The following is a 26,284-nucleotide window of genomic DNA, read 5'->3' as shown; positions in this document are numbered from 1 at the left end:
TCTGTTTTACTTCCTCATGAACGTCTCATGAGTAACCATTTTGCTTTTTTTCTTGTTTTACTTCCTCATGAACCTCTCATGAAGGACCATTTTGCTTTTTTTTCCTGTTTTACTTACTCATGAACCCCTCATGAGTAACCATTTGCTTATTTTTCCTGTTTTACTTACTCATGAACTTCTCAAGAGGAACCAATTTACTTCTTTTTGCTCTTTTACTTACTCATGGACTTCTTATGAAAAACCTATTTCCATCTTTTTGATTTTCTAATTACCCAGGAACCCATCATCTTTTGTTTTTCTACCTAATCCAATAAAAAAATCCTAGCGATAAACTCACTAGGATTGATTTATTATTTATACATTTGTTGATAATTTTTAAATTCTGCTTCAGAGCAAAGTACGAAATGTCCAGGACGAACTTCACGTAATTTTGGTTCCTCGTTTGAATAATCGTGTTGTTTTGGATCATAAACGATACGTTTACGATTGCGCTCATAAACAGGATCTGGAAGCGGAATTGCTGATAATAATGATTTTGTGTAAGGATGCATCGGGTAATCATATAATTCATTACTATCTGCAAGTTCAACAATTTTACCATGGTACATTACACCGATACGGTCACTAATGTACTTAACCATTGATAAATCATGGGCGATAAATAGATATGTTAAACCTTTTTCCTTTTGAAGCTTTCTCATTAAGTTTACAACCTGAGCTTGAATTGACACGTCTAGAGCAGAGATTGGCTCATCGGCGATAATAAATTCTGGTTGTACAGCAAGTGCTCTTGCAATACCGATACGTTGACGTTGTCCACCTGAGAATTCATGTGGGAAACGGTTAGCGTGTTCTTTATTTAAACCTACTGTTTCAAGTAAGTCATAAACCATTTTCATGCGCTCTTCTTTGTTACGAGCTAATCCATGAATATCAATACCTTCTGCAATGATGTCTGCAACTTTCATACGCGGGTTTAATGAAGCGTATGGATCTTGGAAAATCATTTGCATACGACGGTTAAACTGCTTTAGCTCTTTACGACTTTTCTTACCATGTACATCTTCACCATCGAAAATTACTTGTCCATCAGTCGCATCATATAATCGAATGATTGAACGTCCAGTTGTAGATTTACCAGAACCTGATTCACCTACTAAACCGAAAGTTTCTCCACGGAAAATGTCAAATGTAACATCATCGATTGCTTTAACTGTTGTTTTACCTGTATTAAAGTATTGTTTTAGATTTTTAACTTCAACTAATTTTTCTGCATTATTTGACATTTACTTCACCTTCCTTCATTCGTTGAATACGCTTCTTAACGGCTTCAGGTGGTTCAACTTTTGGAGCATCCTCATGTAATAGCCATGTTGCAGCGTAGTGTGTATCAGACACTTTAAACATAGGAGGTTCCATTTCATAGTCAATTTTTAAAGCATTTGGATTACGTGGTGCAAACGCATCACCTTTTGGAGGATTTAATAGATCTGGTGGTGTACCAGGAATTGCTACTAATTCTGCTCCTTGTTCATTATCTAAGTCTGGCATTGAAGCTAAAAGTCCCCAAGTGTAAGGATGTTTTGGATTGTAGAAAATATCGTCTACAGTTCCCATTTCAACTACTCTACCTGCATACATAACTGCAACTTTATCTGCAACATTCGCAACTACACCTAAATCATGTGTAATAAAGATAATTGCTGAATCAGTTTTTCTTTGAATTTCTTTCATTAACTCAAGAATCTGAGCTTGAATTGTAACGTCAAGAGCTGTTGTTGGCTCATCGGCGATTAATAATTTTGGATTACATGCTAACGCCATTGCAATAACAACACGTTGTCTCATACCGCCAGAGAATTGGTGTGGATATTGTTTAAAACGATCTTCAGCATTTGGAATTCCTACAAGATTGATTAATTCTAAAGCAATTTTCTTTGCCTCAGTTTTACTCATTTTTTGATGCTTTATTAGACCTTCTGTTATTTGATATCCAATTGTTAATACTGGATTTAAAGAAGTCATAGGATCTTGGAAAATCATTGAGATTTCTTTTCCACGAATATTTTGCATTTCTTTATCGCTTAATTTAGCTAAATCTTTTCCATCGAATAAGATTTCACCGCTCTTAATTTTACCTGGAGGGTTTGGTATTAACCCCATTAATGCTTTAGATGTAACTGATTTACCTGAACCAGATTCACCTACAATTGCTAATGTCTCACCTTTTTTAAGATCAAATGAAACTCCGCGTACTGCTTGAACTTCACCAGCATGAGTATAAAAGGAGACACACAGATCTTTTACTTCTAATAATTTACTCATAGTTCATTCTCCCTTCAAAATTACTTACTCATTTTTGGATCTAAAGCGTCGCGTAATCCGTCAGCAATTAAGTTGAAACTTAAAATTAATAAGCTGATTACAACCGCTGGAATAATCATCATATGAGGGAAAGTTTGTAATGATTTGAAGCCATCACTTACTAACGAACCTAATGATGCTTTTGGTGGTGCAATACCTAATCCGATGAAGCTTAAGAACGCTTCAGCGAAGATTGCACTTGGAATCGTGAACATCATCATTACGATGATTGGACCCATAATATTTGGTATTAAGTGTTTTCCAATTAATTGAGTATTTGTTGCACCTAAAGTTCTTGATGCTAATACGAATTCTTGATTTTTTAATTTTAGCATTTGACCACGTACGATACGGGACATACCTACCCAACCTGTGATTACCATCGCTAAAGCAATTGAGAGAATACCTGGATTTTTAAATACTAATATGAATAGGATTACTACGATTAGATAAGGAACACCCATTAAGACTTCGGCAATACGCTGCATGATTGTATCTGTTCGACCGCCAAAGAATCCTGAAATACCTCCAAAAGTAACACCAATTACCATATCAATTACTGCTGCTAATAAACCGATTAAGATTGATACTCGAGCACCAGCCCAAGTTCTTGTGAAAAGGTCACGACCTAAATCATCTGTACCAAACCAATAGTTTTCTTTTATATTTTTGTTTTTATATACATCGTTTCCATATTGATCATATCCGTCAAATGGTAAGAATTTTACATTTTCTAATACACCAATTTTTGGTGGTAATTTTGATCTTTTTAAGTCTTGGTCTTTATATGAGTGTCCACTCATCATTGGACCAAATAATGTAAAGAATAATAAGATACCTAGGATAATAAACCCTAACATTGCACCTTTATTTTTTCTAAAACGTCTTCTTGCATCTTTCCAAAAAGAATCCGAAGGTCTTGTAATTTTGTCTGCATTATTCAAATCTACGTTTGCAGGTTGGAATAAATCAGATGAAATTTTTTGAGCTGTGTTGTTGTTCATTATTTATTTACCTCCTGCTAAACGGATACGTGGATCAATTACACCGTATAAAATATCTACAACGAAGATTACTATTAATAATAATGCACTATAGAAAATCGTTGTACCCATAATTACTGAGTAGTCATTTGTTACAATTGAGTTAACGAATTGAGAACCTAGTCCAGGTACAGCAAACATATTTTCAATAACTAATGTACCAGTCATTAAGTTTACAGCCATTGGACCTAAAATTGTAACTACTGGAATTAATGCATTTCGTAGTGCATGCTTAATGATTACGCCTACTTGCGAGATACCTTTTGCTTTTGCTGTTACGATATACTCTGAGTTCATAACTTCGATTAACTCAGTTCTTGAGAATCGAGCTACTGTTGCTGTAACGAATACTGATAATGCAATTGTTGGTAGAATCGTGTATTTAAAGCTTTCCCAATATGCTACCGGGAACCAATGTAATTTTACTGCCAAATAATACTGTAAGATTGCCCCGAATACGAATGAGGGAATCGAGATACCTAAAACTGCTAGAACAGTAGAACCGTAGTCCCATATAGTATTATTTTTTAATGCTGCTACGATACCGAAGATTAATCCGATAAATGTTCCTAATAATAGTGCTTGAGCACCTAATTGAGCTGATGGACCAATACGAGTCGAGATCATATCAGTTACTTTACGATTATCGTATTTATATGAATCTCCTAAATCACCTTTAGCAAGATTTTTCATGTAATTTGCATATTGTACAGGAACTGGCTTATCTAACCCATATTTAGCAAAAATAATTTGCTTTTGGTCAGGTGTTAATTTCTCTGGGTTTTTTAATGGAGAACCTGGTAACAACTTCATTAAGAAAAATGTAACAGTACAAATCAAAAATAGTGTGACAAACATGTAAATAAATCTCTGTAGCACGTAACGTCCCACAACTGCACCCCCCTATTAATTTAAAAAATATTTTATTTTTTTTATTTTTTGATAATTCTTTTGTAAAAATGAGAGCATTTGGACCTTTCCCCTATTGGATCTATACCACATACTCTTTAGTACCAATTATAATTCTTTAATTTTTTCGATCGATTTAACTTCTTGTCCATATTATTCTCAAACATGGGATTAATCATTTAATCCTTTTTTTTCATTTGATGTAAAATGGTGTAAATTTTTGCTTAAGCTTTTTTTTCCAACAATGTAAGCGTATTCGTAATGACGCTTTTGGTCAATATTTTTTTACTGGAAAATTCTAAATTATTATTCTAAACAGATTATTTCTTGCAATTTCTCCCTAATTAGTTGAACTGGGATCCTTATAAAAAACAGCTAATTTAGATATTTATTCATAAATTTGGTAAAAAAATGAATGCTAATCCAAAAATTAAATTTACAATTCCTGTATAGCAAATTTATTTATCGTAACATATCTCACAATCCATGATGTATACCCCCTAAGATGCTAATGCAATGTAGGTTAAAATGCAGAAAGTTAATATACAATTCTGAATTTTTATAGTAGAATTTTCGATAAGTATCGATTTTTTTCTACAAATTTTATTATACATTTTTATTAGAGTTTTACAACAATTTTGACAAATAAAATTAAATAATTTGTTAAAATAAAGAGAATTGTCTTAAAAATGCTAAAAATTTAAAAATATTTTGTAACGATTAGTTGAAACTGTTTACAATGTTATTATAGTATAGCATTATTAAGTCTACAAGATATAATTCTTTCCAACAGGAGGATCACAAATTAAATGTCGAAACACTATATTATTGTCGTATTATCTACGATAGTACTAGCAGCAATCTTTTCTCTTACCCAAGGAACATTAAACTTTTTCCTTCATTTCACGAACACGATATTCTATATCGGACTAACATTATTTGTTATAGGTGGTTTTTTACTAATCGTACAAAGTGGATTTTTTAATATCACTCGCTTTGGAATGCGTAAAGTTTTCGGAACGAGAGACCAACAGATGGCAGAGATGACTGGTGATGAATCACTTACTGTTAAAAAGGATATGATCTATAGAAGATATAGATTTTCAATTACAAAACCATTACTTATGGCGTCTATTACTTTAATTATCCTTTCTTTTTTATTCAGTTTTATCATTATTTACTAAATGATGTATCAACATCTTGAAAGTTGAATATAATTAAGATATTATCTATAGAAAGTATATATAAGCTATGAAGAAGAGTAGTACACAGATTTAGCATGTTAAGAGAGCTTGTGGATGGTGAAAACAAGTCATGCTCCCTGTCGAATGGACTTCTGAGCTTCGAACCGAACATATAGTATAAGTAGGCTTCGACGTAACTCAAACGATAGATGAGAGCATGATTTCATGCATAAGTGATTCCTTATTTGGAATAACTAGAGTGGTACCGCGGTTTAATCGTCTCTATGTAATAGAGAGATTATGCCGCTTTTTTTATTTTAATTAGCTTAATTTAGGAGGATTTTAAGATGCAAACTATTTTTAGTGGAATTCAACCAACATCATCTGGAGGTATTACTTTAGGTAACTATTTAGGTGCGGTTAAACAATTCATTGAATTACAAAATGATTATAACTGTTATTTCTGTATTGTTGATCAACATGCAATAACAGTTCCTCAAGACAGACTTGCTTTACGTAAAAACATTCAAAGTCTCTCTGCAATCTATGTTGCTGCTGGATTAGACCCAGAAAAATCAACTATTTTCATTCAATCTGAAGTACCTGCACACGCTCAAGCAGGATGGATGATGCAATGTATATCATATATCGGTGAATTAGAGCGTATGACACAGTTTAAAGATAAATCAACTGGTAAAGATGGTGTATCTGCTGCTTTATTAACTTACCCACCTTTAATGGCCGCAGATATACTTTTATACGGTACCCACTTAGTTCCAGTTGGAGATGACCAAAAGCAACATTTAGAGCTTACTCGTGACTTAGCAGAGCGTTTTAATAAGAAATATAACGATATCTTTACAATCCCTGAAGTTAGAATTAGTAAAGACGCTGCTAGAATTATGAGTTTAGCTGATCCAACTAAAAAAATGAGTAAATCCGATGAAAATCAAAAAGCTACGATCTTTGTTTTAGACGATCCGAAAGTAATTGAAAAGAAAATTAAAAGTGCTGTAACTGACTCTGAAGGCATTGTTAAGTATGATAAAGAAAATAAGCCTGGTATTTCAAATTTATTAAGCATTTACTCAGCATTTACTGGTGAAACAATTCAGGAATTGGAAAATAAATACGTTGGTAAAAATTATGGAGAATTCAAACAAGATGTTGCAGATGTAGTAGTAAATGGATTACGTCCTTTACAAGAACGCTATAAAGAAATTATTTCTTCAACTGAATTAGATGATATTTTAGATGCAGGAGCTGCAAAAGCAAATGCCGTTGCGAGTAAAATGATTAAAAAAATGGAAAATGCTATGGGATTAGGTCGCAAAAGAAAAAAATAATTCTGTTTTACTTAAAAATTAAAATAGTAATGGGTGTCTTATAAGTCAAAGGACTTTAGAGACACCTTTTTCTTTACTTTGAGGAAAAGGTCGAAGTATCAAGAAATCACTAAAAAACCCACAAGGCACTTTATATCACCTTGAGGGTCTTTTTCGTTTTGAGGTCATTTTAAATAACCTCTTTTAGTTTACTTTTTGTTCGTGTTCCATTTCCCATAGTTTTTCAAAGAAAGGTTGACCTTTAACGATTCTTCCACATAATTGCTCATGTCGCTCTGACCAACCACTCTTTATTTCGTCATATAATTGAGACCAAATGTCCTCAAATGACAAATCCTGAATATGTTGATACGATCTTGGATTCCACTCAGTGTACCAATACCTGATCTCCGAAGGATTTTTTGATGAATGAAGTTGATCTAACGCCATAAATAATAACTGCTTTAGTTGTCTTTCTTTTCTTGTTAGTCCGCTCATAATAATTGGCGACGGTGACAGTATATGATGTTCTTTTGTTTCATCATTTACTAAATTTTGAAGATTATAATGGCTCTCTTCAATCTCGGCTGTCATATCATACACCATTTGTTCTTGCCTTGGTATTAAACGACTTTTTCGAATTGGAATATTATACCCAATTGTGTCAATCGCAATAATACCATTACCGTCAGTTACTACAAAGCAATAATCTAGCTGAATACGCTCATGATTCTTTCTTACATAAGACTTTTGAAACACTTCAGTTAATAGACCGGAAGGAAGCTCTAATAGTTCATTTTCAATATACTGATATAACTCTGGAGTAACTTTAATGACTGGAACTTGGTCTAATAATTCAACACTATCATCTTTTCTCCATTCAAAAAAATGACAGACATTGTAACCATTTTCTTCACCTTCAAACCAATTGACCCATACATCATGTAAATACAACATTTACTACCCCTCACTTCACAACTGTATGTAACTTTCAGTATGGTCAGTGATTCACTAATTTATTCCATTTTCCACTGAATTACAAAAAGTGTTTTACAAACTGAATGAAAAATCGTCAATAAATTATTAAAATATCATAGATTAAAGCATCTCTGATACATTAATACTGCAATACATTATATAAGCTCTGATATGCCCTGGAATCGTTTGCATTCAAATTGAAATATAATGTATTGCGTTTTCCTTAATCTTTTTACTTGGCGTTCGTAAAAGGATATCAGTTGACCATTCAGTCTGCTCTGTACAACTTTTAACAATGTCATATCCAACACTGTAACCCAATAATTTTGGAATTCCGTTCCCACCATACAAGTACTTTGAAAAATTATCATCATTACTTGTTATCTCAAGTTTATCTATTAAATATTTTTTATAATATAATTCACATTGCTTGGAAGAATATTGATTTGTCCATGGTGCCTGAACTGCTTCTCCATATTTTTCTAAAACTGCAGTTTCGGCTAACCCTTCTAAAATCATTGCATCAAGTAATGTGACCTTTTTGTTTTTATATAACTTTGTCAATCTTACAATATGATGATACTCATGTAATAATACTGCTTTATGTTGTAAAATTCCTTCTAATGGGGACAAAAATAAACAAATACAATTTTTATGTGCGATTCCGCCCCTTTGATAAGTCGTGTTTTTAAACATACTTGCACTTCTATGACAAGGTAAAATAAATATAGGTATGTCTGGTCCATTAAATTCTCTTTTTAACTTCTCAAACTCTTCTGAAAGGCTTTTCCATATACTTTCTTCATCTAGTTGTTTCAGATCATCTTTACTCAAGGTTGACAGCCTCGATAAACCGTGGGAAAGAAGATATTTATATAAACTTTCCTCATTATATTTCGGAAAATATGGTAAAAGTTTTTTCATTACCAATTGTTTATCTTCAATAAAATCAACCCATTTATAAGTTGGCATTATCCCAAGTTAATCACCTCAATTTACTATTAAAGTATGATAATTAACTAGTGAAAGTTACTTTTTTTTACACTGTGATTTCTAATAAAAAAAAGCTTAGGTAAAGACCTAAGCTAGTGTGTCCAAAATTTAAATAAATTTTAAACTTATTTAGTGTATTCTTTAAATGCTAAAGTTACATTATGTCCACCAAATCCTAATGAATTAGAAATTGCTGCTTTTACATTAAATGGTCTAGCAACATTTGGTACATAATCTAAATCACATTCGCTATCAGTTTCTTGGTGATTAATCGTTGGAGCAATTACTTTATTATGGATTGTAAGTGCTGTAATAATTGCTTCAATTCCACCAGCAGCTCCTAGCATATGACCAGTCATAGATTTTGTTGAACTAATTGGTACATTGTATGCATGTTCACCAAATACTTCTTTAATTGCCATCGTTTCAAATTTATCGTTTAATTCAGTACTTGTTCCATGTGCATTAATATAATGAATGTCTTCAACTGATAAACCAGCATCATCAAGTGCCATTCTCATTGCACGAGCGCCACCTTCTCCTCCTGGAGCTGGTGCTGTAATATGGTGTGCATCACCAGTTGTTCCGTATCCAACGATTTCAGCATAAATCTTTGCTCCACGAGCTAATGCGTGTTCTAATTCCTCAAGGAATACGATACCAGCACCTTCACCAATGATAAAGCCATCACGAGCATTATCAAAAGGACGACAAGCTTTTTCTGGATCAGGATTTAATGATAAAGCTCTAGCAGCACAGAATCCAGCAAGACCCATATCAGTAATTGGTGCTTCTGCACCACCAGTAATCATTGCAACTGCATCGCCACGTTGAATAATTTTGAAAGCATCACCAATCGAACTTGCACCAGAAGCACAAGCTGTAACTGTACAACCATTTGGACCTTTAGCACCTGTTAAGATCGATACTTGTCCAGATGCCATATCAGGGATTAGCATTGGAATAAAGAATGGGCTTACTCGACGTGCACCTTTTGTTAGGAATGTATTAAACTGTTCTTCATATGTTTCCATACCACCGATACCAGAACCAATCCAAACACCAACTTTTGGAGCAATTTCTTCATCAATCGTAAAGTTTGCATCTTCTAATGCCATTTTTGAAGCTGCAATTGCATAGTGAGTAAAACGGTCCATTCGTTTAACTTCTTTTTTATCAATATATTTTTCAGGATCAAAGTCTTTTACTTCTCCTGCAACTTTAACCGGGAAATTTTCAGGATTTTTTCGAGTCAGAACACCAATTCCACTCTTTCCATTCATTAAACTTTCCCATACTGTATTTATATCATTACCAATAGGTGATACAGCACCTAAACCTGTAATAACAACTCGTTTTTTCATATCTAAAAATCCTCCTTCAATTAGATTATCTTCCGAATCGAAGTGCAATTGCACCCCAAGTTAATCCGCCGCCAAATCCAACTAATACTAATACATCGTCTTCTTTAACATTTCCTTTTTTATATTCTTCAACTAGTGCAATTGGAATTGAAGATGAAGATGTATTACCATGACGATCAATAATTACACTCATTTTTTCTTTAGGAAGCTGTAATCTTTCTCTTGCAGCGTCCATAATACGAGTATTCGCTTGGTGTGGAATTAAGAAATCCACTTCTTCTTTTGTTAATCCTGCTAATTTTAATACAGTTTCACATGAATCTCCCATTTGACGAACTGCAAATTTAAACACTTCTCGACCATTCATTACTAAATGATCTCCACCTTTATAAAGATGTTTACCACCTGTACCGTCCGCTCCTAATTCATAAGAAAGAATTCCTCTACCTTCACTTACTGGACCGATAACCGCAGCACCTGCACCGTCACCAAATAAAACTGCCGTATTTCGATCTTCCCAGTTAACAATTTTAGTTAACTTTTCAGCTCCGATTACTAGAATTCTACTGTATGTACCAGTTTTTACGAACTGAGCTGCAGTAACAACTCCGTATATAAAACCAGCACAAGCAGCACTAATATCCATTGCAGCTGCATTTTTAGCTCCAAGTCTTTCTTGAATTACACATGCAACTGATGGAAACGACTTATCTGGAGTAACAGTTCCAACAAGAATTAAGTCAAGTTCTTCTGCTTTTACATCTGCATCTTTTAAAGCTTCTACCGCAGCTTCATATGCTAAATCAGATGTGTCTTGTTCGTCACTAGCAATTCTTCTTTCTTTAATACCAGTACGACTAACAATCCACTCATCTGAAGTATCCATCATTTGTTCTAAATCATAATTAGTTAACTTTTTTTCGGGTACGTATGAGCCAATACCTAAAATTCCAGCATTCATTAATATCCCCGCCTTACTTTATTATTTTTATGTCTTCTTATTATTACCTGGTACTAATTTTATGAAATAATATGTACTTTGTCTACATTTTTATCTTTTTAAATCTAGGCTATGTAAAAAAGATGAATCATTTCATAAAAAGAATACCACTCAATTGGACGGACCTCAAAGCCAAAGCGAATTTTCAAACGAATAGTATTCTACTACAAAAAAGGAAATAGTTCAAAATGAACCATTTCCTTCACGCTGTTGAAAGACAATCTTGCCATTATTAACCATGTTTTCGTAAAGTAGCCCAAGTAAGTTTGATTTCCTTACAGAATGCTCGCTTTCCACCTTTCAATGGAGCGAGACTTTAGCTTCATCGGCACGTAGGTTCCTGTGGGGTCTTAAGCCCTCCCTACACCCCATAGGAGTCGAGCACCCCATTAGCTTCAATCAATTTTTTCATCAAAAAAGTTTTAATAAAGATGAAAATGCTGTTGAATTTGCTGCTTTTGCTTTTGTATACCATCCTCAAATAAAGTTGTATTAATAATAACAAAAGGAGTTGCATCAATATAATTTCTCATTTGAGTGAACTTTATTCCGTCGATCATATTTTGTAATCCGGTGAAATTCCCGTCCTCTGGTAAGAACATACTTTGTTTAGCTGTAATGATATATTTATGTTCTTTTAATTCCTTCTCAGAAATTATTCGAATTGCTTTCCCTACATCTTCTACAAATAGGATTTCATTCGAACCGTATACATTTTTTATGGATACATTTCTCTTTCCTAAGTCTTGAACAATCAATTCATGAACTAAGCCTGCGGATGGCTCCCAAGGTCCATATAAAGATGGAATTTCAATATAAGTAATATTGCAATCAATATTTTTACTCAATTCATTTACAGTTCTTTCTAAATCTGCTAATTCTTTTTTTGTAGACAATAAAAAGATAATATCCTTACTTTTGCTCATGATCTTGTTAAATAGTTTTTCTGTAAACTCTATACTATTAATTGAGCCTTTTAACTTTAGTTCGTCATAAAAATGACAAATAAAAATAGTATCATATTGCTCATTCTCTAATAAAAATTGCTCTTCATCTAAAAAGATAACCCTTGCATTTCTTCCGATTGAAAAGATTTTTTCTTCACTTATTAAATCACTTTCATTTCCTTTTTCCATCACAACGGCTGAAACATCGTTATATTCCATTAGTTGGCAAACCAACTCATATCCTATAAATCCACTGGATCCAATAACAGCACACTTTTTCATTATTAACCTCCTTCTTTTAGGAAATTTATTCAAAAAAAATATAGAGACTATAAAACATCCTGATATTTTTTTAAAAACCTTATTAAGTTTCTGCCACAATCAAATTTTTTCTCTTCTAATGAAATCAAAATCGAAATCGGTAAATTATTTTTATGTCGCTCTTCCTCTAAAAGTCTAATATCGCTTTTCCATTTATAATGATTTCTTGTTGTGGTATAAATTTTAATCGGTGAGATTGTTTCATAAAAAAAACATTCTCTATCTATAACCATATATATATCCGGCGCTTTATATGCTTTTAAAATTTCATGAACTGTTCTTTTATAGAACAATTTATTTTCTCTTTCTAAATCTAATTCATTTTTTAAATTTAACGATGGATTTAACAATGAAATACTTCTGACTTTTCCCTTTAAGTGGCCGAGTAATTTACAAACGACTAATGCACCAGTACCTTCTCCAATTATATGAATTGATGGATTCAAAATTTCTTTTCTCATAACTGAATGATATAAGCTTTCTGCTAAATCGACAGCGTCATCAGAACCCCAATTTTTTCCATACAAATTTGAAGTGAACACTGTGTACCCTTCATCTGTTAAAGTTGATAATAACTTTCTTTTATCAAAATGCTGCAATAAGCAACTATGTGCATTATCTACGTAATGAGTATTCCCACCGACATAGAGTACTCCGAAACCATTCGGTCTAATAGGTAGATGAATAACTGCATATTGATCCTCTTGTTTAAAAAATCTCTCAGTTACAGGCATTCCTATCACCTTATTATTAATGTAGTATTTTTGGGGAATTATAAAATAGGTATGAAAAAATTCTTAAGTTACTTTTTTTAATTAAAACTTTTTAATTATAACTTCAATTATCAAATTTCTAGGTATATAATATGATAAGAACTAACTAGATAGGAGTGATTAGAGTGCGTTTTATTATGACATTGTTCTGGAGCTTTGTTTTATGCCAAATGGGAGCTTACGTTTTAAGTTCAATGACTGGCGGAGAGTATAATTTCACAACTGCTTCAGTTATGGCTGTAGTATTATCTTTAGCTATTTCAGTTCTTAGCGAAGCGATAATCCCTAACGAACCTGTTGCAAAACACCACTAAAATCTATATATAACATATGTTGTAGCACCCAAAAACGTTCAACTTGGTATATACATATGTCATCAATTATAGATTTAGATAATTTATAAAATACTAAAATTTTGATAAATACATTCAATATTTTGTATATTGTAAACGCATAAAAGAGCGCCCTCGATCAATTAATCGAAAGCGCTTTTTTTATACATATTTAGTGTTTTATTTTTTTTACTCTTCTATGATCCACAATTATTTAAATTTAGATTTATATGTCCATTTTCTGTTATGGTTTTGTGTATCTGGAAAAACTTCTCCTGCCTGAAGTTTAATTTGTTTTGGGCGAGTTACGTTACTTCCTGTTTCACCGATTTCCACGTATACCCCATTATTTGGTGCTTTGTCGCCTGGTCGAAATTGATGTGCTTGTCCCATAATCCATTCCTCCTTCTTTTTAGGTTCTTATTGTTCCTCTAAAAAGAAAGTTTTTTCTTTTAAAAAGATGGTATCATTAGTAATTATTGGCTTTTTATCCAATAATATTTTTTCTTAAAGAGATTAACATTAAAAAATAAAAGGTGATGAATATGAAAACAAAACACTTAATTGCACTAGATTTAGACGGCACCTTATTAACGGATGAAAAAATAATATCCGAACGTACTTTAAAAGTGATCCAACAGTTAATGAATCAGGGTCACGAAGTATGTATTTCAACTGGTAGACCTTTTAGAGCTAGTAAAATGTATTATGACCAATTAAAACTTACAACTCCAATTGTAAACTTTAATGGTGCTTATGTTCATCACCCTCTAGATGATTCATGGGGAGTATATCACGAATCATTACCTTTAGAAGTGGCAAAAGAGGTAATTAGTTCTTGTAGAGAGTATGAATTAAAAAATATGTATGCTGAAGTAATGGATGATGTATACGCGGATAAACACGAAGAGGAGATCCTCCCACTTTTCCACTACTTAAAAGAAGATATAATCCACGGAGATTTAGTGATAAATCTTACTCAAGCGCCAACATGTCTTCTAATCGATAGTGAAGAGTCTCATGTTGCAAGTATTCGTGAGCACTTATCCAATGTCCACGCTGAAGTAATTGATCACCGTCGCTGGGCAGCACCTCATCATATAATCGAAATTGTTAAAGCAGGTATGAATAAAGCAATAGGTCTACAAAAAGTAGCATCTTTTTATAATATTCCTCGAAAAAACATTATAGCTTTTGGGGATGAGGACAATGATTTGGAAATGATTGAATATGCTGGTCATGGTGTTGCTATGGATAACGCAATTCATCAATTAAAGAATATTGCAAATCACACAACATTATCGAATCAAGATGATGGAATCGCGATTTTCCTCGAAGATTTTTTCAACTTAAAAATATAATTTTTCTTTGTCATTAATTTCAAAGATAACTAATAATAACCACTTATAACAATTTGCTAAATGAGCATTCTATAAAGGACTTCACCAAAGGGATTATCCACTTTTTGATATTGATCAATTACTATTGGAAATTCTTGAGAAGTCAAAAACAAAAAGCTTTCCTATTTAGGAGGGAATCATAATGGGCAAAAGTAATAAGTCTAAGCGCTTTATTCAACAAAGTTCTGATTCTGTTACAAAGTACTCTGAAAAATTCCCTTACCACTTTACACTAGCTGAAGCAGAAGAGCGAAAAGCTAGTAATAGCCAAAGCTTTAATGCTTAATTTAAAGCATTAAAAACAAAAAACAACCATTGGAATACTCCTTTGGTTGTTTTTTTATTTATACTAGTTCTCGGTTTCTTTGTTCTTTATTTACTGAAGAAGTTTCTGGTAGGTAACTGTTTGTGTAACTGGTTTAATTTCCCCATTAAGATTCTTCTCATTAACCTTTGATGCAACGAAATTTGCAGTTATTACATAATTACCATATGGAAGGTTTTTATTTACAAAATTAACTTGTTCTTCCCAAACTTGTGTTTTTCCGCTAGGAACTGCAACATTTGTAATGACTTGTGCATAAACCATTTCTCGAGATGATTGATAAACTACTTGTCCACTCTCATCTTTAATTGTAAAATCAACTGTTTGTGATGAAGGGAATGTAAAATTTGCAGGGATTTTATTATCATTACGTAATGAATATTTCATCTTTACAAGCCCGTTAGCTTCTGTAACTTCAAGTGTTGATAAAAGCTTTTCAACGTCTATCTCATTAATTTGACCTACAGTTTGTTTTGTACTTGGTGTTGGTTTTATTTCCTTGTCACTCTTAGCACCACAACCAGAAAGAAGTAGCGAACAAGCTAGTAAGAGAATCGATCCCTTTTTCAAAATAATCTCCACCTTTTTAATATCCTTACCCTAAATTATACCAAAAAGCTGAGAAATTACTTTAACAAAATATTCGAGATTAAAACACCTTCTCGCAAAAAAATTACCACTACTAGCCATCAAATATATTTCCAATCATATTCCATATCCTACTACCTTGTACTCTATAAAAAATATTTTGACTAGATATCGAACCGGTTAAAGAGTTTGAATTAGAAAATAATTTAACTGCTTCGGCAACTGGGCAGTCATTAACTTATCTTCCAATGAAGGTATATAAATAAAGATTAAAAATGATCATTGAATTTGAGAACAACAGACCGCTTCTGCTGTTCTCTTTTTTATTGATACTTAGTAAATTGAAACACACTAGGAATTTTTAACTTTAGACTTAACTTTCGTGTCATTTCTACTTACAGTTTGAGATGATTTAAATACGAATGCATAAATCTTAAAATTAAAAGAAAAATTAATTAAGTATTTATCTAATCATTAAAATTGTCTATTAATAATAATAAAGCTTGATCAATGACATATGTACTCCTTACCTATAATTGAAAGGGGAATTCACATGATGCATACTATTTTTCATTCATTTATTCTAATTTTAGCTGGCATTTTACTATTAAGAATAGCTGGAAGAAAATCAATTTCACAAATGACGTTGCCCCAAACGATTGTTATGATTTCGATTGGTACAATTATCGTTACTCCAATTATTGAAAAAGGCTTAACAAAAACAATTGTTGCTGCTACAGTTTTTGTATTAACTTTACTTGCATTAGAATATTTACAGATGAAATCTAATACTCTTGAAAAATTTTTTACAGGAAAATCAAAAATTGTAGTAGAAAACGGGAAGTTGAATGTTAAAAATTTAAAAAAATTACGTTTAACGGTTGATCAATTAGAAATGCGTATTCGAAATGAAGGAATTAATAAATTTGAGGATATTAAATTTGCTACAATTGAGCCAAATGGCTTATTAGGATTTGAATTAGCTGAGGATGCGAAACCATTAACAATTAAAGAGTTTAAAACACTAATGGAGTCGTACGGATTTCAACTTAACAATAATAATTTAAGCAAGAATACTCAAAGTTCTGCTTCAATTTTTAATGAATTAAAAGGAAAAGAAAAACCCGAAAATACTAAATTGAAATAAATCAAAAAAAGACTACCAAAATTAAACCTTTTTGCTAGTCTTTTTCTATTTAAATCTTTCTAAATTCACCTAAGACATCAACAGTTTGTACCACATTCGTAAAAGCTTTAGGATCTACCCTTTTTATAATTCTTTCCAAATCATATAATTCATAACGAGATAAAACAATCATTAAAATATCTTTATCTTGTTTAGTAAATGCTCCAGTAGCATTCATTTGTGTAATTCCACGGACAAGCTTCGCATGAATTTCTTTTCTAAGCTCTTCACCTTTTGTAGTGACAATCATTGCCGTTAGCTTAACATGACTTGTATGAACACTATCGATTACACGAGTAGTAACATATAAATTGATTAAAGTATAAAGAGCTTTTTCCATTCCATATAGCTGACCAGCTGTAATGATAATAATTGCATTAAATAAAAAGAAATAGGTTCCAACCGGTTTCCCTTTTGATTTTGAAAGAACTAAGGCGATAATATCCAACCCACCTGTAGATCCACCAAATTTTAATGTCATACCAATTCCGATCGCAGCAATTAAACCACCAAAAACTGCATTAAGCAGAATATCATTAGAAAAAATCGGTTTAATAGGTAAGATTTCCAAAAATAATGTCATAATCCCTACACTGAAGAAACTAAAAAACGTAAAGGAACGTCCAACTTTTTTCCATGCTAAGACGATAACAGGAATATTTAATAACGCTAAAAGAATCCCCGTCGTTGCAGTAAACGGAGTGTAGTCAGTAATAATATTTGAAAGTAACTGCGCTAAACCTGCAAAACCACTTGAATAAACATTAGCAGGAATTAAAAAACAATTCATTGCAAACGCATTTAAGAAACCACCTATCATTACGACAATCAGCTTAAATAATAGCTCTTTATTTCTTTCCACCAACTCTGCTTCCTCCTCAAAAAAATAAAACTTCTCTCTATAATAAAAAATTTGCCTCTGTAAAAACATCAGAGTTGTTTAACAAAAGCCAAAATGGAAAAACGAACACACATACATAATTAAGGTGATAAAGGCAAACCTAACATTATCATTTCTTATAAAGGAGCTTAAATATGCCTACTAGTGATAATGACAAAAAAGCAAAAGATAATAACGCTATAAGAGAAAAGAAAAATGCACAAGAAAGAAAAAATGCACAAGCTGGTAAGAAATCTTTTTCTAAAAGTGTCGATCATCTTTAATATTTAAAAAACGTTTTAAACGATTCAAAAAACATGTAGAATTTCATCCAATAGTTTAAGTATATTTAAATCTTTCTGAAAGACAATAAGAACTTTCTAAACTTGAAAAAGCCTTATTATTAATAAGATTCAAAAAATAAAACTGTTCAACTTTTCCAATAATTTCGGTATAAGTCGAACAGTTTTTTATGATTTTTTTAATAAAATTCCACTCTTAAAACTTCCTAAATTCACCAAATACATCAATTGTTTGAACGATATTTGTAAACGCCTTTTCATCAACGGATTTAATGACTTTCGATAGATGATATAGTTCATACCGTGATAGTACCATCATTAAAATTTGTTTATCTTGATTTGTAAAGGCACCTTTTGCATTAATCGCAGTAATTCCTCGCACTAACTTCGAATGAATTTCTTTACGCAGCTCGTCACCTTTTGTTGTAACAATAAAGGCAGTTACTTTAATATGACTAGTATGAATTGCATCAATAAATCTAGACGTTACGTATAGGTTAATTAGTGTATAAAGTGCTTTCTCCATTCCATAAATATAGCCCGCTGTTAAAATAATTAACGCATTAAACAGGAAGAAGTATGTACCAACTGGTTTTCCTTTCGAACGTGATAATACTAGTGCAACAATATCTAATCCACCTGTTGAAGCACCAAACTTTAATGTATATCCAATCCCCACTGCAACAATTAATCCACCAAATACAGCGTTTAGTAAAATATCTTTTGAGAAAAGAGGCGTTACTGGGATTACTTCTAAAAATAACGTCGTGATTCCAACGCTTAAAATCGTAAAATACGTAAAAGATCGACCAATTTTTTTCCATGCTAAAATGATGACGGGTATATTTAATATTGCAAGTAAAATACCAGTAGAAGCCGAAAAAGGTGTAAAATCATTTAATAAATTAGTAAGTAACTGAGCTAAACCAGAAAAACCACTTGAATAAACACTGACAGGAATTAAAAAACAATTCATCGCAAAAGCATTCATAAATGCACCAAATATTACTACAAGAACTTTTATTAACAATTCTTTTTTGTCATTCACCTACAAGCCTCCTAAATATTCATATGTTTAGTATGCCTGTAAATTGTAAAAAAATAGCAAAAAACCAATAGAAGTGGTTTCTTGCTGTTGAAAAACTCTATTGTCAATTAATTACCAAATTTTCGTAAAAGGANNAGCCTTCCCGCTAATCCCATAGGAGTCGAGCACCCTTTCGTTCCAATCAACTTACTCATCAAAAAAGTCTAACATTAAAAAGCTAAATTAGTATCCTTTACTTTGAGTAAATAAGCAGTCTATTCTGTTTATAGTCTTTAAACTTCTGAAAAAATACTAGAATTTGTTATTATTAATTGAATTAATAGTTGATCAAAAATGCATTTCATTTCAAATTGTTCACTTAATATCTGTTTTCCCTATTGTTCAAAATATGAAAAACTCTCAAATATAAAGTGGTTTTACTAGTTTTCGAAAATACCAATTAAAAGCTTGAGGTGAAATTTTAAGGCTAATTATCAATCAATATCCAAATATGTTTGTTAGATTTTTAATGCTTAATCCGAATTTATCTCTAACTTACCTTTTTTCTGAACAACTTTTACTGTCTTTTGATTTGATGTAAATAAACTGTTCGCCCCTTATAAAAAACCACTTCATTCAATGAAGTGGTTTCACATTCTAATTATTGCTCTTTCTTCTCAAACAGTTCTTTTGCGTATGTCCAACCGTCTTCTTGATAGATTTTATTTTCCTTTAATAATCTACCCATCGCTCGTTTAAATGAAGCCTTACTAATTTTAAATCTTACTTTAATATCCTCTGCGTCACTCTTATCCCAGTAAGGCATTGCCCCACCACGACTCATCATATATTCATAAATGTCATTTGCTTCTTGATCTAATCCTTCATGCACCCTTGGTAAAAGTGATACGTTAATACTTCCATCATCTTTAACATCAATAATGCGTCCGCTTACTCTTTCACCAATGCGAGGTTCAGTTTTTCTCTGTGATTCATGGATAAAACCTATGAATCGTTCATCAGTTAAAATATAAGAACCCACTCTTAAAGTACGATAAATGATTCCTGTAACATTTTTATTAAGCATACTAGGTTCAGCCGGAACAGAGAACTCTCTCATGACTGGTTCAGTAGCAATTTTAATTAATAGTCTACCTTTGTTTGTTTGCTTTAACGTACAAAAAATTTCATCGCCTTCTTCAGGCCAAACTTCTTGAAGAGGTGGAAGGTCACCTTTTTCTAAAAGAATATCTTTTGAAATGCCGATGTTTACAAAAACACCTACTCCATCAAGTTTATCGACTACTTTTGCAAATCCATAACCTTCTGTTGTAATGAATGGCATTTCCATCGTTGCAGAAAGTCTACCTTTAGAATCATGATATAAAAATACAGTTACTTCTTGATCTATTTCAACTTCACCAGATGCCTCATTTTTATGTAAAAATACTTCTTCCTGATCTTGGACAAGCATATACCCAATATCCGTTTCTCGACTGCAAACTAAAGTTACAATCTCTCCTGCTTGTAAACTCATTTTTTGTTACATCCTCTCTAAACTTTCAAACTAAAAATTATTATATCATGCATAATGAAAGTTTGTTACTTCGTCTATCATACACTATAATACAAGTATTAACGAATTGGAGGGATTCTATCTATGTCAAAAGAAAGTTCATTTGATATTGTTTCAAAAGTAGACTTACCAGAAGTCTCGAATGCGATTCAACTTGCTACAAAAGAAATCGCAACTCGCTATGACTTTAAAGGAAGCAAAAGCTCAATTACATTAGAAAAAGAAGAACTAGTTTTAGTATCTGATGACGATTATAAGTTAGAGCAATTAAAAGACGTATTAATTAATAAATTAATTAAACGCAATGTTCCTATTAAAAATCTAGATTACAGTAAAGTTGAGGGTGCTTCAGGTGGTACTGTAAGACAAAGAGCTAAATTAGTTCAAGGTATTGATAAAGATAATGCAAAAAAGATCAATACAATCATTAAAAATAGTGGATTAAAAGTAAAATCACAAATTCAAGATGATCAAATCCGTGTAACTGCTAAAAGTAGAGATGATTTACAAGCAATTATCGCTGCTGTAAAAGGTGCAGATTTATCAATTGATGTTCAATTTTTGAATTACCGATAAATATATACATAATGAAAAGAGGATGAAACTAGTCATCCTCTTTTTAACTTTTATAAATTTAATTAGCTACTTACTAACGTTAATCTTTCATTTTTTACACATGTACCACGGACTACTATTTTATATGGAACGATGATACTTTTTTCAGTACCATCTGGTTCTTCAATTTTTGTAATAATATTTTTTGCTGCTTCATTGCCTAATTGATAAATATTAATATCTACAGAAGTTAATGGTGGATTTGCTAATTCTGCAAAAATTGCATTATTAAAGCTAATAATTGAAATGTTTTTCGGGACTGAAATGTTATGTTCGCTTAATACACTTATAATTCCTAATGCTAATACATCATCAGTTACAACAATTGCAGTCGGAAGTTCTTTTAGTTCTAGCAATTGATTTACTGCTTTTCTTCCACCGTCTCTCGTAAATGAGGTAAATATAATTTCTTCTTCATTTACTGAAAGTCCGTTTAATTGCATTGAATCTTGGAATCCACGTAAACGGTTTTGAGTTACTAGAAGACTACTTTCTCCTCCAACAAACGCAATTTGTCGATGTCCATGTTCAATTAAATAATTCGTTACATCTCTAGCAGCTGCATAATTATCGTTATCAATATATGTTATATCATCAATTGAATGATAAGGCTTTCCTACTAAAACAAAAGGAAAGTTATTTTCGTTCAAATAATCAATAATTTTATCATTTTCCTTAGAGTAAAGCAGAATAATTCCATCTACTCTTCTACCTCTAATTGTTTTAATCACAGTTTGCTCAACTTCATCTTCATTGTTTCCTGTTATAAAATAAAGAGAGTAATCTTTTTGATTCGAATACGCTGTTACACCTCTAATTACTTCTGCAAAAAAAGGATTATGAAATGATGTATCTAGTGCTGGTGGCAAAACTAATCCAATAGATTTCGTAGATCGATTAGCCAATGACCTTGCATTTAAATTGGGATGATAATTTAGTTCATCCATAACTTTTCTAACTTTTCTTTTTGTTTTTTCACTAATTCTTGGGTTGTTTGAGATAACTCGAGACACCGTTGAAGGCGCTACATTCGCTTTCTTCGCAACATCCTTTATTGTAATAGTCATTTTAATTCCCCTTATTTACGAATGAATGTAAACGTTATCATTTCTTCTTTAGATGTAGACTCTATTTAAAAGATTATCGATACTTGAAATAATCCACATCTTCCTTCACAAGTCGATGCCCCGTTTATTATACTGGAATCTAGTGGATTTAATCTATTACTAATTTGCTTAGAATACTAAAAAGATCGCAATCATTTCAAGTATTCTAAGCTTAGGCAAACTAGTAATTATTTCTCTTCATTATTTCGTCTTCTTGCAAACCATAAAAAGATGATAAACGCTACAAAAATAGATGGAATTGCAATAATCACTCCAATGTTTAAACTAGTTTTAGGTGCAACTGCATAAACATTTGAAGATTCTCTTTTTAGGACGATATCAAATCCTTTTTTATTTGGACGAACTAAATCATCACTTAACATCCCTCTTAGTTCATTAGATTTTTTAACGACGTCAAAATCTAAATGAACCTTTTGATCAAGAGAAGTATTATTTATTGCTATGATTGTAGTTTCATCATTGTAATGTCTCTTAATTAAAGTCATACCTTTAGAATCATCATACAGTACTTCAAAATCACCATCAGAAAGTGACGGTAAAGTTCTTCTTAATTCAGTCAATTTTTTAATATATTTTGAAAAATCTTCATCAGTACGGAAATCCATTCCTTTTCGATTATCAGGGATGTTTCCACCATTTAGTGCAATTTCTGTCCCGTAATACGTCAACGGAATCCCTGGTGTTGTAAATAAATATGCAAGTGCCAACTTTAATCTTGAAGGTGGATACTGCCCTTTTGATACAGCTACTGAAACAAAACGCTTAGTCATTTCATCATCTACATAGTTAATCATTAATGTCGAGCCTAACTGCTTACTTAAATCCGCTTGTTGCTTCATTATGTCAGTTAATGATTGATTTTGTGAAGAAAATGTATTTGCCAAATCAGCTACTGAATCTACATTATAAATTCCATTAAAACCTAAATTTTTATATTTATTTAGATCTATATCACTTGTGGCATTTAAATCAGCAAATAAAATGAAATTTGGATCTTTCTTTTTTATTTCTTTATTAAATGATTCCCAAAATGAAACAGGTACATTATTTACTTCTTGTAAATTATATCCGTCAAAATTAGCTTGATCCATCCAATACTTGGCTGTTTCGATTAAGTAATTGGCTACTTCATTGTTTTCTTCATTAAAATCAGGTAACCCATTTATCCATTTCTTTTCTGAACTTGTACTATTTTCAGGATTAAACCAATCTGTTCTTTTAGCAAGTTCACTATTTGGCGAAGCATTATTTGTAACAAAATCAATATAAACTTTTATATTACGTTTATGTGCTTCCTTTACCAACTTCTTGAGTTCTTTATTTGTTCCGAACCTTGGATCAATTTTTCTAAAATTAACGACCGAGAATCCATCATATGAATTTGTGTCATTCTCAAAAATAGGTGAAATAGAAATAGCATTATATCCAAAATCCTTAAGATAATCTAATTTTTGGGTAATACCGTCCAAATCCCCACCCTGAGATTTATTTAAATCTTTCGGGTCTGTATTTTTATCATTCATAGGATTACCATCAAAAAAACGATCAACTAAAATTCGATAAATCATTTCTTTTCTTAAATCAGTTGTATTTTTTTCTGCAAAACTAATACTTGGTAACGTACTAAAAAATAGTACGGATACTAGTATTAAAATACCAAATCGCCTCATTTTTTCTCCCCCTGCAAGACACTCGCATGTACAAAAATTTCACTCTCTACATTATTTTGCAAAATATTACAATGAAATTCAAATGTTAAATTAAATTTCATAAAAATGGAAGCGATTGCACACACTATTTAATTATACTGTTACTAAATTAGATAGCAAGTTAATTCCTTGCAAACATTAATATTAAAATTTTACTAAAAATAAAGGGTGGGATCATGCAAATTGAATCAATATATCATCAGCCATATGATCAATATGCTTTTTCAATAGATGATAAAACCTATCGTTTAAGAATTCGAACAAAAAAAGGTGATTGTACAGAAATTATTTTTTATTTCGGAGATCCATTCAAATTTAATGATTCAGGTTGGCAAATCGAATCATCACTCTCCATGTATCTTGCATTTTCCACAGAACTATTTGACTACTGGGAAGTAAATGTAATCCCTCCAAATAAACGAATGAAATATCAATTTCTTTTAAAAAATGAGCAAGAATCTCTATTTTACGGTGAGGGCGGATTTTCAAGCAATTTTACCCCTAATGATCAGTCAAACTGTTTTACATTGCCATTTCTTCATAAAAATAATTTAATATCACCGCCGAGTTGGGTTCATGATACGATTTGGTATCAAATTTTCCCCGATCGATTTGCAAGTGGAAATAACAAGAATAATCCTATCAATTCGACTCCGTGGGGCTCTACTCTACCAACGAGTTCAAGCTATTTTGGTGGTGATTTAGAAGGTGTTATTCAAAAAATAGATTATCTTAAAAATTTAGGAATATCCGGAATTTATTTAACGCCTATTTTTGAAGCAAATTCTAATCATAAATATAATACAATCAATTATTTTAGAATCGATCCTACTTTTGGAGATGAAAAAGTCTTAAAAACATTAATCGAAAAATGTCATGAAAAGAATATTCGAGTAATGCTTGATGCAGTATTTAACCATACAAGTGCATCCTTTCCTCCATTTCAAGACGCATTGCAAAACGGAAAGGAATCCGCCTTTTTTGAATGGTTTCACTTTTTTAAAGATGAACAAAACAATTCAGCTTATGAAACTTTTTCTTTCGTTAAGGAAATGCCAAAACTAAATACTGAAAATAAAGAAGTACAGAATTTTTTATTAGAAATAGGTTCTTATTGGATAAAAGAATTTAACATAGATGGTTGGCGTTTAGATGTAGCAAACGAAATTGATCATTATTTTTGGAAACTATTTCATAAAAAAATGAAGGAACTAAAAAAAGATTTATTTATTGTCGGTGAGATCTGGCACCATGCAATGCCATGGCTAAGAGGCGACGAATTCGATTCTGTTATGAATTATCCTCTAATGAAATCTCTTTTTGCATATTTTGGTTATCAATCAATTTCAAAGATTCAATTCCAATACTCGATTAACGATTTAATAGCTCAATATCCATTACCTGTAATCAAAGCACTCTTCAATGTATTAGGTTCACATGATACACCAAGAATACTGACACAATGTAATCATAATGAAAAAAGAGTGATACTATTATATGTCTTTTTATTTACTTTCTTTGGAACTCCATGTATCTACTACGGAGATGAAATTGGTCTACAAGGTGGAAATGATCCCGAATGCAGAAGTTGTATGCTTTGGGACAAATCACAATATAATTTGAGTATTTTTAATTCCATAAAAAAATTGATTTTGATAAGAAAAAAATATCCAGTTTTAGAAAATGACGGTGAGTTTAATTGGGTACAAACTGACCAACCTGACATTGTTATGTATGAAAGAAAGAATAATCAATATCATTTTTTTATCATAATTAATAACTCAAGCGAAAAACAATCAGTTCAAGTACCAATAAATTTACGTAAGAAAAGAATTACAAATGTATGGAATGGAGAACAGTTTGCAACTGAGTCTGATTCAATTGGTGTTGATCTACTAGATACCGACTTTTTAATTTTACAAATAGAAGATACAGACTCATTTACTTGAATCTGTTGACTGTTGGGAAACACTCGATTTCCGGCTGCTTGCGGTGCTCATTACTTTCATAGGTTGC

26 protein-coding genes and 1 other annotated feature are annotated in these 26,284 nt (G+C 31.8%); of the genes, 9 read left to right on the top strand and 17 right to left on the bottom strand.

Annotation, left to right across the window (positions count from 1 at the left end; genetic code table 11):
• Window positions 1-350 precede the first annotated feature (350 nt).
• The 4 genes from COE53_RS18335 to opp3b are packed head-to-tail and all read right to left on the bottom strand — an operon-like array spanning window position 351 to window position 4,298.
• Window positions 351-1,286: an ABC transporter ATP-binding protein gene (locus COE53_RS18335; protein WP_069032984.1), complete on the bottom strand. Its 936-nt coding sequence runs from the start codon at window positions 1,284-1,286 to the stop codon at window positions 351-353.
• The gene (locus tag COE53_RS18330) at window positions 1,276-2,325 is read right to left on the bottom strand and encodes an ABC transporter ATP-binding protein (protein WP_069032983.1); all 1,050 of its coding nucleotides are present in this window, start codon (window positions 2,323-2,325) and stop codon (window positions 1,276-1,278) included. Before COE53_RS18330 ends, COE53_RS18335 begins: the two co-directional genes overlap by 11 nt.
• A 20-nt stretch (window positions 2,326-2,345) precedes the next feature.
• Window positions 2,346-3,368, bottom strand: a complete 1,023-nt coding sequence (opp3C, locus tag COE53_RS18325; RefSeq protein ID WP_069032982.1) for an oligopeptide ABC transporter permease — start codon at window positions 3,366-3,368, stop codon at window positions 2,346-2,348.
• A gap of 3 nt (window positions 3,369-3,371) precedes the next feature.
• On the bottom strand, window positions 3,372-4,298 hold the full coding sequence (gene opp3b / locus COE53_RS18320; RefSeq protein ID WP_069032981.1) for an oligopeptide ABC transporter permease: 927 nt from the start codon (window positions 4,296-4,298) through the stop codon (window positions 3,372-3,374).
• 827 nt (window positions 4,299-5,125) lie between these two features.
• Here opp3b and COE53_RS18315 point away from each other — a divergent pair.
• Together COE53_RS18315 and trpS are read left to right on the top strand one after the other, a co-directional pair.
• Window positions 5,126-5,500, top strand: a complete 375-nt coding sequence (locus COE53_RS18315) for a DUF3899 domain-containing protein (protein WP_098948509.1) — start codon at window positions 5,126-5,128, stop codon at window positions 5,498-5,500.
• 58 nt (window positions 5,501-5,558) lie between these two features.
• Window positions 5,559-5,787: a binding site (T-box leader), on the top strand.
• A gap of 60 nt (window positions 5,788-5,847) precedes the next feature.
• Entirely contained in the window at window positions 5,848-6,846 is a 999-nt protein-coding gene (trpS, locus tag COE53_RS18310) for a tryptophan--tRNA ligase (protein WP_098948508.1), read from the top strand.
• A 183-nt stretch (window positions 6,847-7,029) separates the two neighbouring features.
• Here the strand turns inward: trpS and COE53_RS18305 are convergent, their stop codons facing one another.
• The 6 genes from COE53_RS18305 to COE53_RS18280 all read right to left on the bottom strand — a co-directional run bounded on the left by COE53_RS18305 (window position 7,030) and on the right by COE53_RS18280 (window position 13,162).
• Window positions 7,030-7,782 (bottom strand): YjbA family protein, encoded by a 753-nt coding sequence (locus COE53_RS18305; protein ID WP_069032979.1) that lies wholly within the window; start codon window positions 7,780-7,782, stop codon window positions 7,030-7,032.
• A 213-nt stretch (window positions 7,783-7,995) separates the two neighbouring features.
• The gene (locus COE53_RS18300; RefSeq protein ID WP_069032978.1) at window positions 7,996-8,775 is read right to left on the bottom strand and encodes a DUF2268 domain-containing putative Zn-dependent protease; all 780 of its coding nucleotides are present in this window, start codon (window positions 8,773-8,775) and stop codon (window positions 7,996-7,998) included.
• Window positions 8,776-8,921: 146 nt separating this feature from the next.
• A complete protein-coding gene (gene fabF / locus COE53_RS18295) occupies window positions 8,922-10,160 on the bottom strand; it encodes a beta-ketoacyl-ACP synthase II (protein ID WP_069032977.1) in 1,239 nt (412 codons plus the stop codon).
• A 25-nt stretch (window positions 10,161-10,185) separates the two neighbouring features.
• The gene (locus tag COE53_RS18290) at window positions 10,186-11,121 is read right to left on the bottom strand and encodes a beta-ketoacyl-ACP synthase III (protein ID WP_069032976.1); all 936 of its coding nucleotides are present in this window, start codon (window positions 11,119-11,121) and stop codon (window positions 10,186-10,188) included.
• A 461-nt stretch (window positions 11,122-11,582) separates the two neighbouring features.
• A complete protein-coding gene (locus COE53_RS18285; protein ID WP_098948507.1) occupies window positions 11,583-12,389 on the bottom strand; it encodes a hypothetical protein in 807 nt (268 codons plus the stop codon).
• A 47-nt stretch (window positions 12,390-12,436) separates the two neighbouring features.
• Window positions 12,437-13,162, bottom strand: coding sequence for a hypothetical protein (locus COE53_RS18280; protein WP_069032974.1), 726 nt, complete (start codon window positions 13,160-13,162; stop codon window positions 12,437-12,439).
• Window positions 13,163-13,326: 164 nt separating this feature from the next.
• Here COE53_RS18280 and COE53_RS18275 point away from each other — a divergent pair, with 164 nt between their 5' ends.
• A complete protein-coding gene (locus COE53_RS18275) occupies window positions 13,327-13,515 on the top strand; it encodes a YjzD family protein (RefSeq protein WP_069032973.1) in 189 nt (62 codons plus the stop codon).
• A gap of 228 nt (window positions 13,516-13,743) precedes the next feature.
• Here COE53_RS18275 and COE53_RS18270 read toward each other — a convergent pair whose 3' ends face one another.
• Window positions 13,744-13,926: a YjzC family protein gene (locus COE53_RS18270; protein WP_056473610.1), complete on the bottom strand. Its 183-nt coding sequence runs from the start codon at window positions 13,924-13,926 to the stop codon at window positions 13,744-13,746.
• A 152-nt stretch (window positions 13,927-14,078) separates the two neighbouring features.
• On the opposite strand from COE53_RS18270, the gene COE53_RS18265 reads away from it, so the two are divergent.
• Both COE53_RS18265 and COE53_RS24090 read left to right on the top strand, forming a co-directional pair.
• Window positions 14,079-14,894: a Cof-type HAD-IIB family hydrolase gene (locus tag COE53_RS18265; protein WP_069032972.1), complete on the top strand. Its 816-nt coding sequence runs from the start codon at window positions 14,079-14,081 to the stop codon at window positions 14,892-14,894.
• 181 nt (window positions 14,895-15,075) lie between these two features.
• On the top strand, window positions 15,076-15,219 hold the full coding sequence (locus COE53_RS24090; protein WP_175403460.1) for a hypothetical protein: 144 nt from the start codon (window positions 15,076-15,078) through the stop codon (window positions 15,217-15,219).
• A 90-nt stretch (window positions 15,220-15,309) separates the two neighbouring features.
• On the opposite strand, the gene COE53_RS18260 is transcribed toward COE53_RS24090, so the two are convergent.
• The gene (locus COE53_RS18260; RefSeq protein WP_091024026.1) at window positions 15,310-15,828 is read right to left on the bottom strand and encodes a BsuPI-related putative proteinase inhibitor; all 519 of its coding nucleotides are present in this window, start codon (window positions 15,826-15,828) and stop codon (window positions 15,310-15,312) included.
• Between the two features lie 574 nt (window positions 15,829-16,402).
• On the opposite strand from COE53_RS18260, the gene COE53_RS18255 reads away from it, so the two are divergent.
• Window positions 16,403-16,993 (top strand): DUF421 domain-containing protein, encoded by a 591-nt coding sequence (locus COE53_RS18255; RefSeq protein ID WP_091024028.1) that lies wholly within the window; start codon window positions 16,403-16,405, stop codon window positions 16,991-16,993.
• Between the two features lie 49 nt (window positions 16,994-17,042).
• Here COE53_RS18255 and COE53_RS18250 read toward each other — a convergent pair whose 3' ends face one another.
• Complete coding sequence (locus COE53_RS18250; RefSeq protein WP_286143833.1) at window positions 17,043-17,852, bottom strand: YitT family protein; 810 nt, start codon at window positions 17,850-17,852, stop codon at window positions 17,043-17,045.
• Window positions 17,853-18,067: 215 nt separating this feature from the next.
• On the opposite strand from COE53_RS18250, the gene COE53_RS18245 reads away from it, so the two are divergent.
• Window positions 18,068-18,196, top strand: a complete 129-nt coding sequence (locus COE53_RS18245) for a DUF3941 domain-containing protein (RefSeq protein WP_084006800.1) — start codon at window positions 18,068-18,070, stop codon at window positions 18,194-18,196.
• Between the two features lie 214 nt (window positions 18,197-18,410).
• On the opposite strand, the gene COE53_RS18240 is transcribed toward COE53_RS18245, so the two are convergent.
• Window positions 18,411-19,262, bottom strand: a complete 852-nt coding sequence (locus tag COE53_RS18240; RefSeq protein ID WP_286133416.1) for a YitT family protein — start codon at window positions 19,260-19,262, stop codon at window positions 18,411-18,413.
• A gap of 640 nt (window positions 19,263-19,902) precedes the next feature.
• Entirely contained in the window at window positions 19,903-20,778 is an 876-nt protein-coding gene (locus tag COE53_RS18235) for a CvfB family protein (RefSeq protein WP_069032969.1), read from the bottom strand.
• A 123-nt stretch (window positions 20,779-20,901) separates the two neighbouring features.
• Here COE53_RS18235 and COE53_RS18230 point away from each other — a divergent pair, with 123 nt between their 5' ends.
• Window positions 20,902-21,393, top strand: coding sequence for a YajQ family cyclic di-GMP-binding protein (locus COE53_RS18230; protein ID WP_069032968.1), 492 nt, complete (start codon window positions 20,902-20,904; stop codon window positions 21,391-21,393).
• Between the two features lie 62 nt (window positions 21,394-21,455).
• Here the strand turns inward: COE53_RS18230 and COE53_RS18225 are convergent, their stop codons facing one another.
• Window positions 21,456-22,499 carry a LacI family DNA-binding transcriptional regulator gene (locus COE53_RS18225; RefSeq protein ID WP_069032967.1) on the bottom strand — a complete coding sequence of 348 codons (1,044 nt, stop codon included), beginning with the start codon at window positions 22,497-22,499 and terminating at the stop codon, window positions 21,456-21,458.
• 227 nt (window positions 22,500-22,726) lie between these two features.
• A complete protein-coding gene (locus COE53_RS18220) occupies window positions 22,727-24,229 on the bottom strand; it encodes an alpha-amylase family glycosyl hydrolase (protein WP_091024033.1) in 1,503 nt (500 codons plus the stop codon).
• A 215-nt stretch (window positions 24,230-24,444) separates the two neighbouring features.
• Here COE53_RS18220 and COE53_RS18215 point away from each other — a divergent pair, with 215 nt between their 5' ends.
• Complete coding sequence (locus COE53_RS18215) at window positions 24,445-26,217, top strand: glycoside hydrolase family 13 protein (protein WP_069032965.1); 1,773 nt, start codon at window positions 24,445-24,447, stop codon at window positions 26,215-26,217.
• Window positions 26,218-26,284 lie beyond the last annotated feature (67 nt).

Origin of the sequence: Bacillus sp. AFS029533 (assembly GCF_002585125.1) — a bacterium.
GTDB lineage: Bacteria > Bacillota > Bacilli > Bacillales > Bacillaceae_G > Gottfriedia > Gottfriedia luciferensis_B.
Note: the sequence above shows the minus strand (reverse complement) of the source record. Positions and strands in the feature narration are given on the sequence as shown.

What these genes read in the sequence shown, in the direction of transcription:
- COE53_RS18255 (WP_091024028.1), top strand. Translation starts at nt 16,403, where the DNA reads ATGCATACTATTTTTCATTCATTTATTCTAATTTTAGCTGGCATTTTA.
- COE53_RS18330 (WP_069032983.1), bottom strand. Translation starts at nt 2,325, where the DNA reads ATGAGTAAATTATTAGAAGTAAAAGATCTGTGTGTCTCCTTTTATACT.
- COE53_RS18300 (WP_069032978.1), bottom strand. Translation starts at nt 8,775, where the DNA reads ATGCCAACTTATAAATGGGTTGATTTTATTGAAGATAAACAATTGGTA.
- COE53_RS18315 (WP_098948509.1), top strand. Translation starts at nt 5,126, where the DNA reads ATGTCGAAACACTATATTATTGTCGTATTATCTACGATAGTACTAGCA.
- opp3C (WP_069032982.1), bottom strand. Translation starts at nt 3,368, where the DNA reads ATGAACAACAACACAGCTCAAAAAATTTCATCTGATTTATTCCAACCT.
- COE53_RS18235 (WP_069032969.1), bottom strand. Translation starts at nt 20,778, where the DNA reads ATGAGTTTACAAGCAGGAGAGATTGTAACTTTAGTTTGCAGTCGAGAA.
- COE53_RS18245 (WP_084006800.1), top strand. Translation starts at nt 18,068, where the DNA reads ATGCCTACTAGTGATAATGACAAAAAAGCAAAAGATAATAACGCTATA.
- COE53_RS18285 (WP_098948507.1), bottom strand. Translation starts at nt 12,389, where the DNA reads ATGAAAAAGTGTGCTGTTATTGGATCCAGTGGATTTATAGGATATGAG.
- fabF (WP_069032977.1), bottom strand. Translation starts at nt 10,160, where the DNA reads ATGAAAAAACGAGTTGTTATTACAGGTTTAGGTGCTGTATCACCTATT.
- COE53_RS18335 (WP_069032984.1), bottom strand. Translation starts at nt 1,286, where the DNA reads ATGTCAAATAATGCAGAAAAATTAGTTGAAGTTAAAAATCTAAAACAA.
- COE53_RS18305 (WP_069032979.1), bottom strand. Translation starts at nt 7,782, where the DNA reads ATGTTGTATTTACATGATGTATGGGTCAATTGGTTTGAAGGTGAAGAA.
- COE53_RS24090 (WP_175403460.1), top strand. Translation starts at nt 15,076, where the DNA reads ATGGGCAAAAGTAATAAGTCTAAGCGCTTTATTCAACAAAGTTCTGAT.
- COE53_RS18215 (WP_069032965.1), top strand. Translation starts at nt 24,445, where the DNA reads ATGCAAATTGAATCAATATATCATCAGCCATATGATCAATATGCTTTT.
- COE53_RS18280 (WP_069032974.1), bottom strand. Translation starts at nt 13,162, where the DNA reads ATGCCTGTAACTGAGAGATTTTTTAAACAAGAGGATCAATATGCAGTT.
- COE53_RS18225 (WP_069032967.1), bottom strand. Translation starts at nt 22,499, where the DNA reads ATGACTATTACAATAAAGGATGTTGCGAAGAAAGCGAATGTAGCGCCT.
- COE53_RS18265 (WP_069032972.1), top strand. Translation starts at nt 14,079, where the DNA reads ATGAAAACAAAACACTTAATTGCACTAGATTTAGACGGCACCTTATTA.
- COE53_RS18250 (WP_286143833.1), bottom strand. Translation starts at nt 17,852, where the DNA reads ATGATAGGTGGTTTCTTAAATGCGTTTGCAATGAATTGTTTTTTAATT.
- COE53_RS18270 (WP_056473610.1), bottom strand. Translation starts at nt 13,926, where the DNA reads ATGGGACAAGCACATCAATTTCGACCAGGCGACAAAGCACCAAATAAT.
- COE53_RS18290 (WP_069032976.1), bottom strand. Translation starts at nt 11,121, where the DNA reads ATGAATGCTGGAATTTTAGGTATTGGCTCATACGTACCCGAAAAAAAG.
- trpS (WP_098948508.1), top strand. Translation starts at nt 5,848, where the DNA reads ATGCAAACTATTTTTAGTGGAATTCAACCAACATCATCTGGAGGTATT.
- COE53_RS18230 (WP_069032968.1), top strand. Translation starts at nt 20,902, where the DNA reads ATGTCAAAAGAAAGTTCATTTGATATTGTTTCAAAAGTAGACTTACCA.
- COE53_RS18220 (WP_091024033.1), bottom strand. Translation starts at nt 24,229, where the DNA reads ATGAGGCGATTTGGTATTTTAATACTAGTATCCGTACTATTTTTTAGT.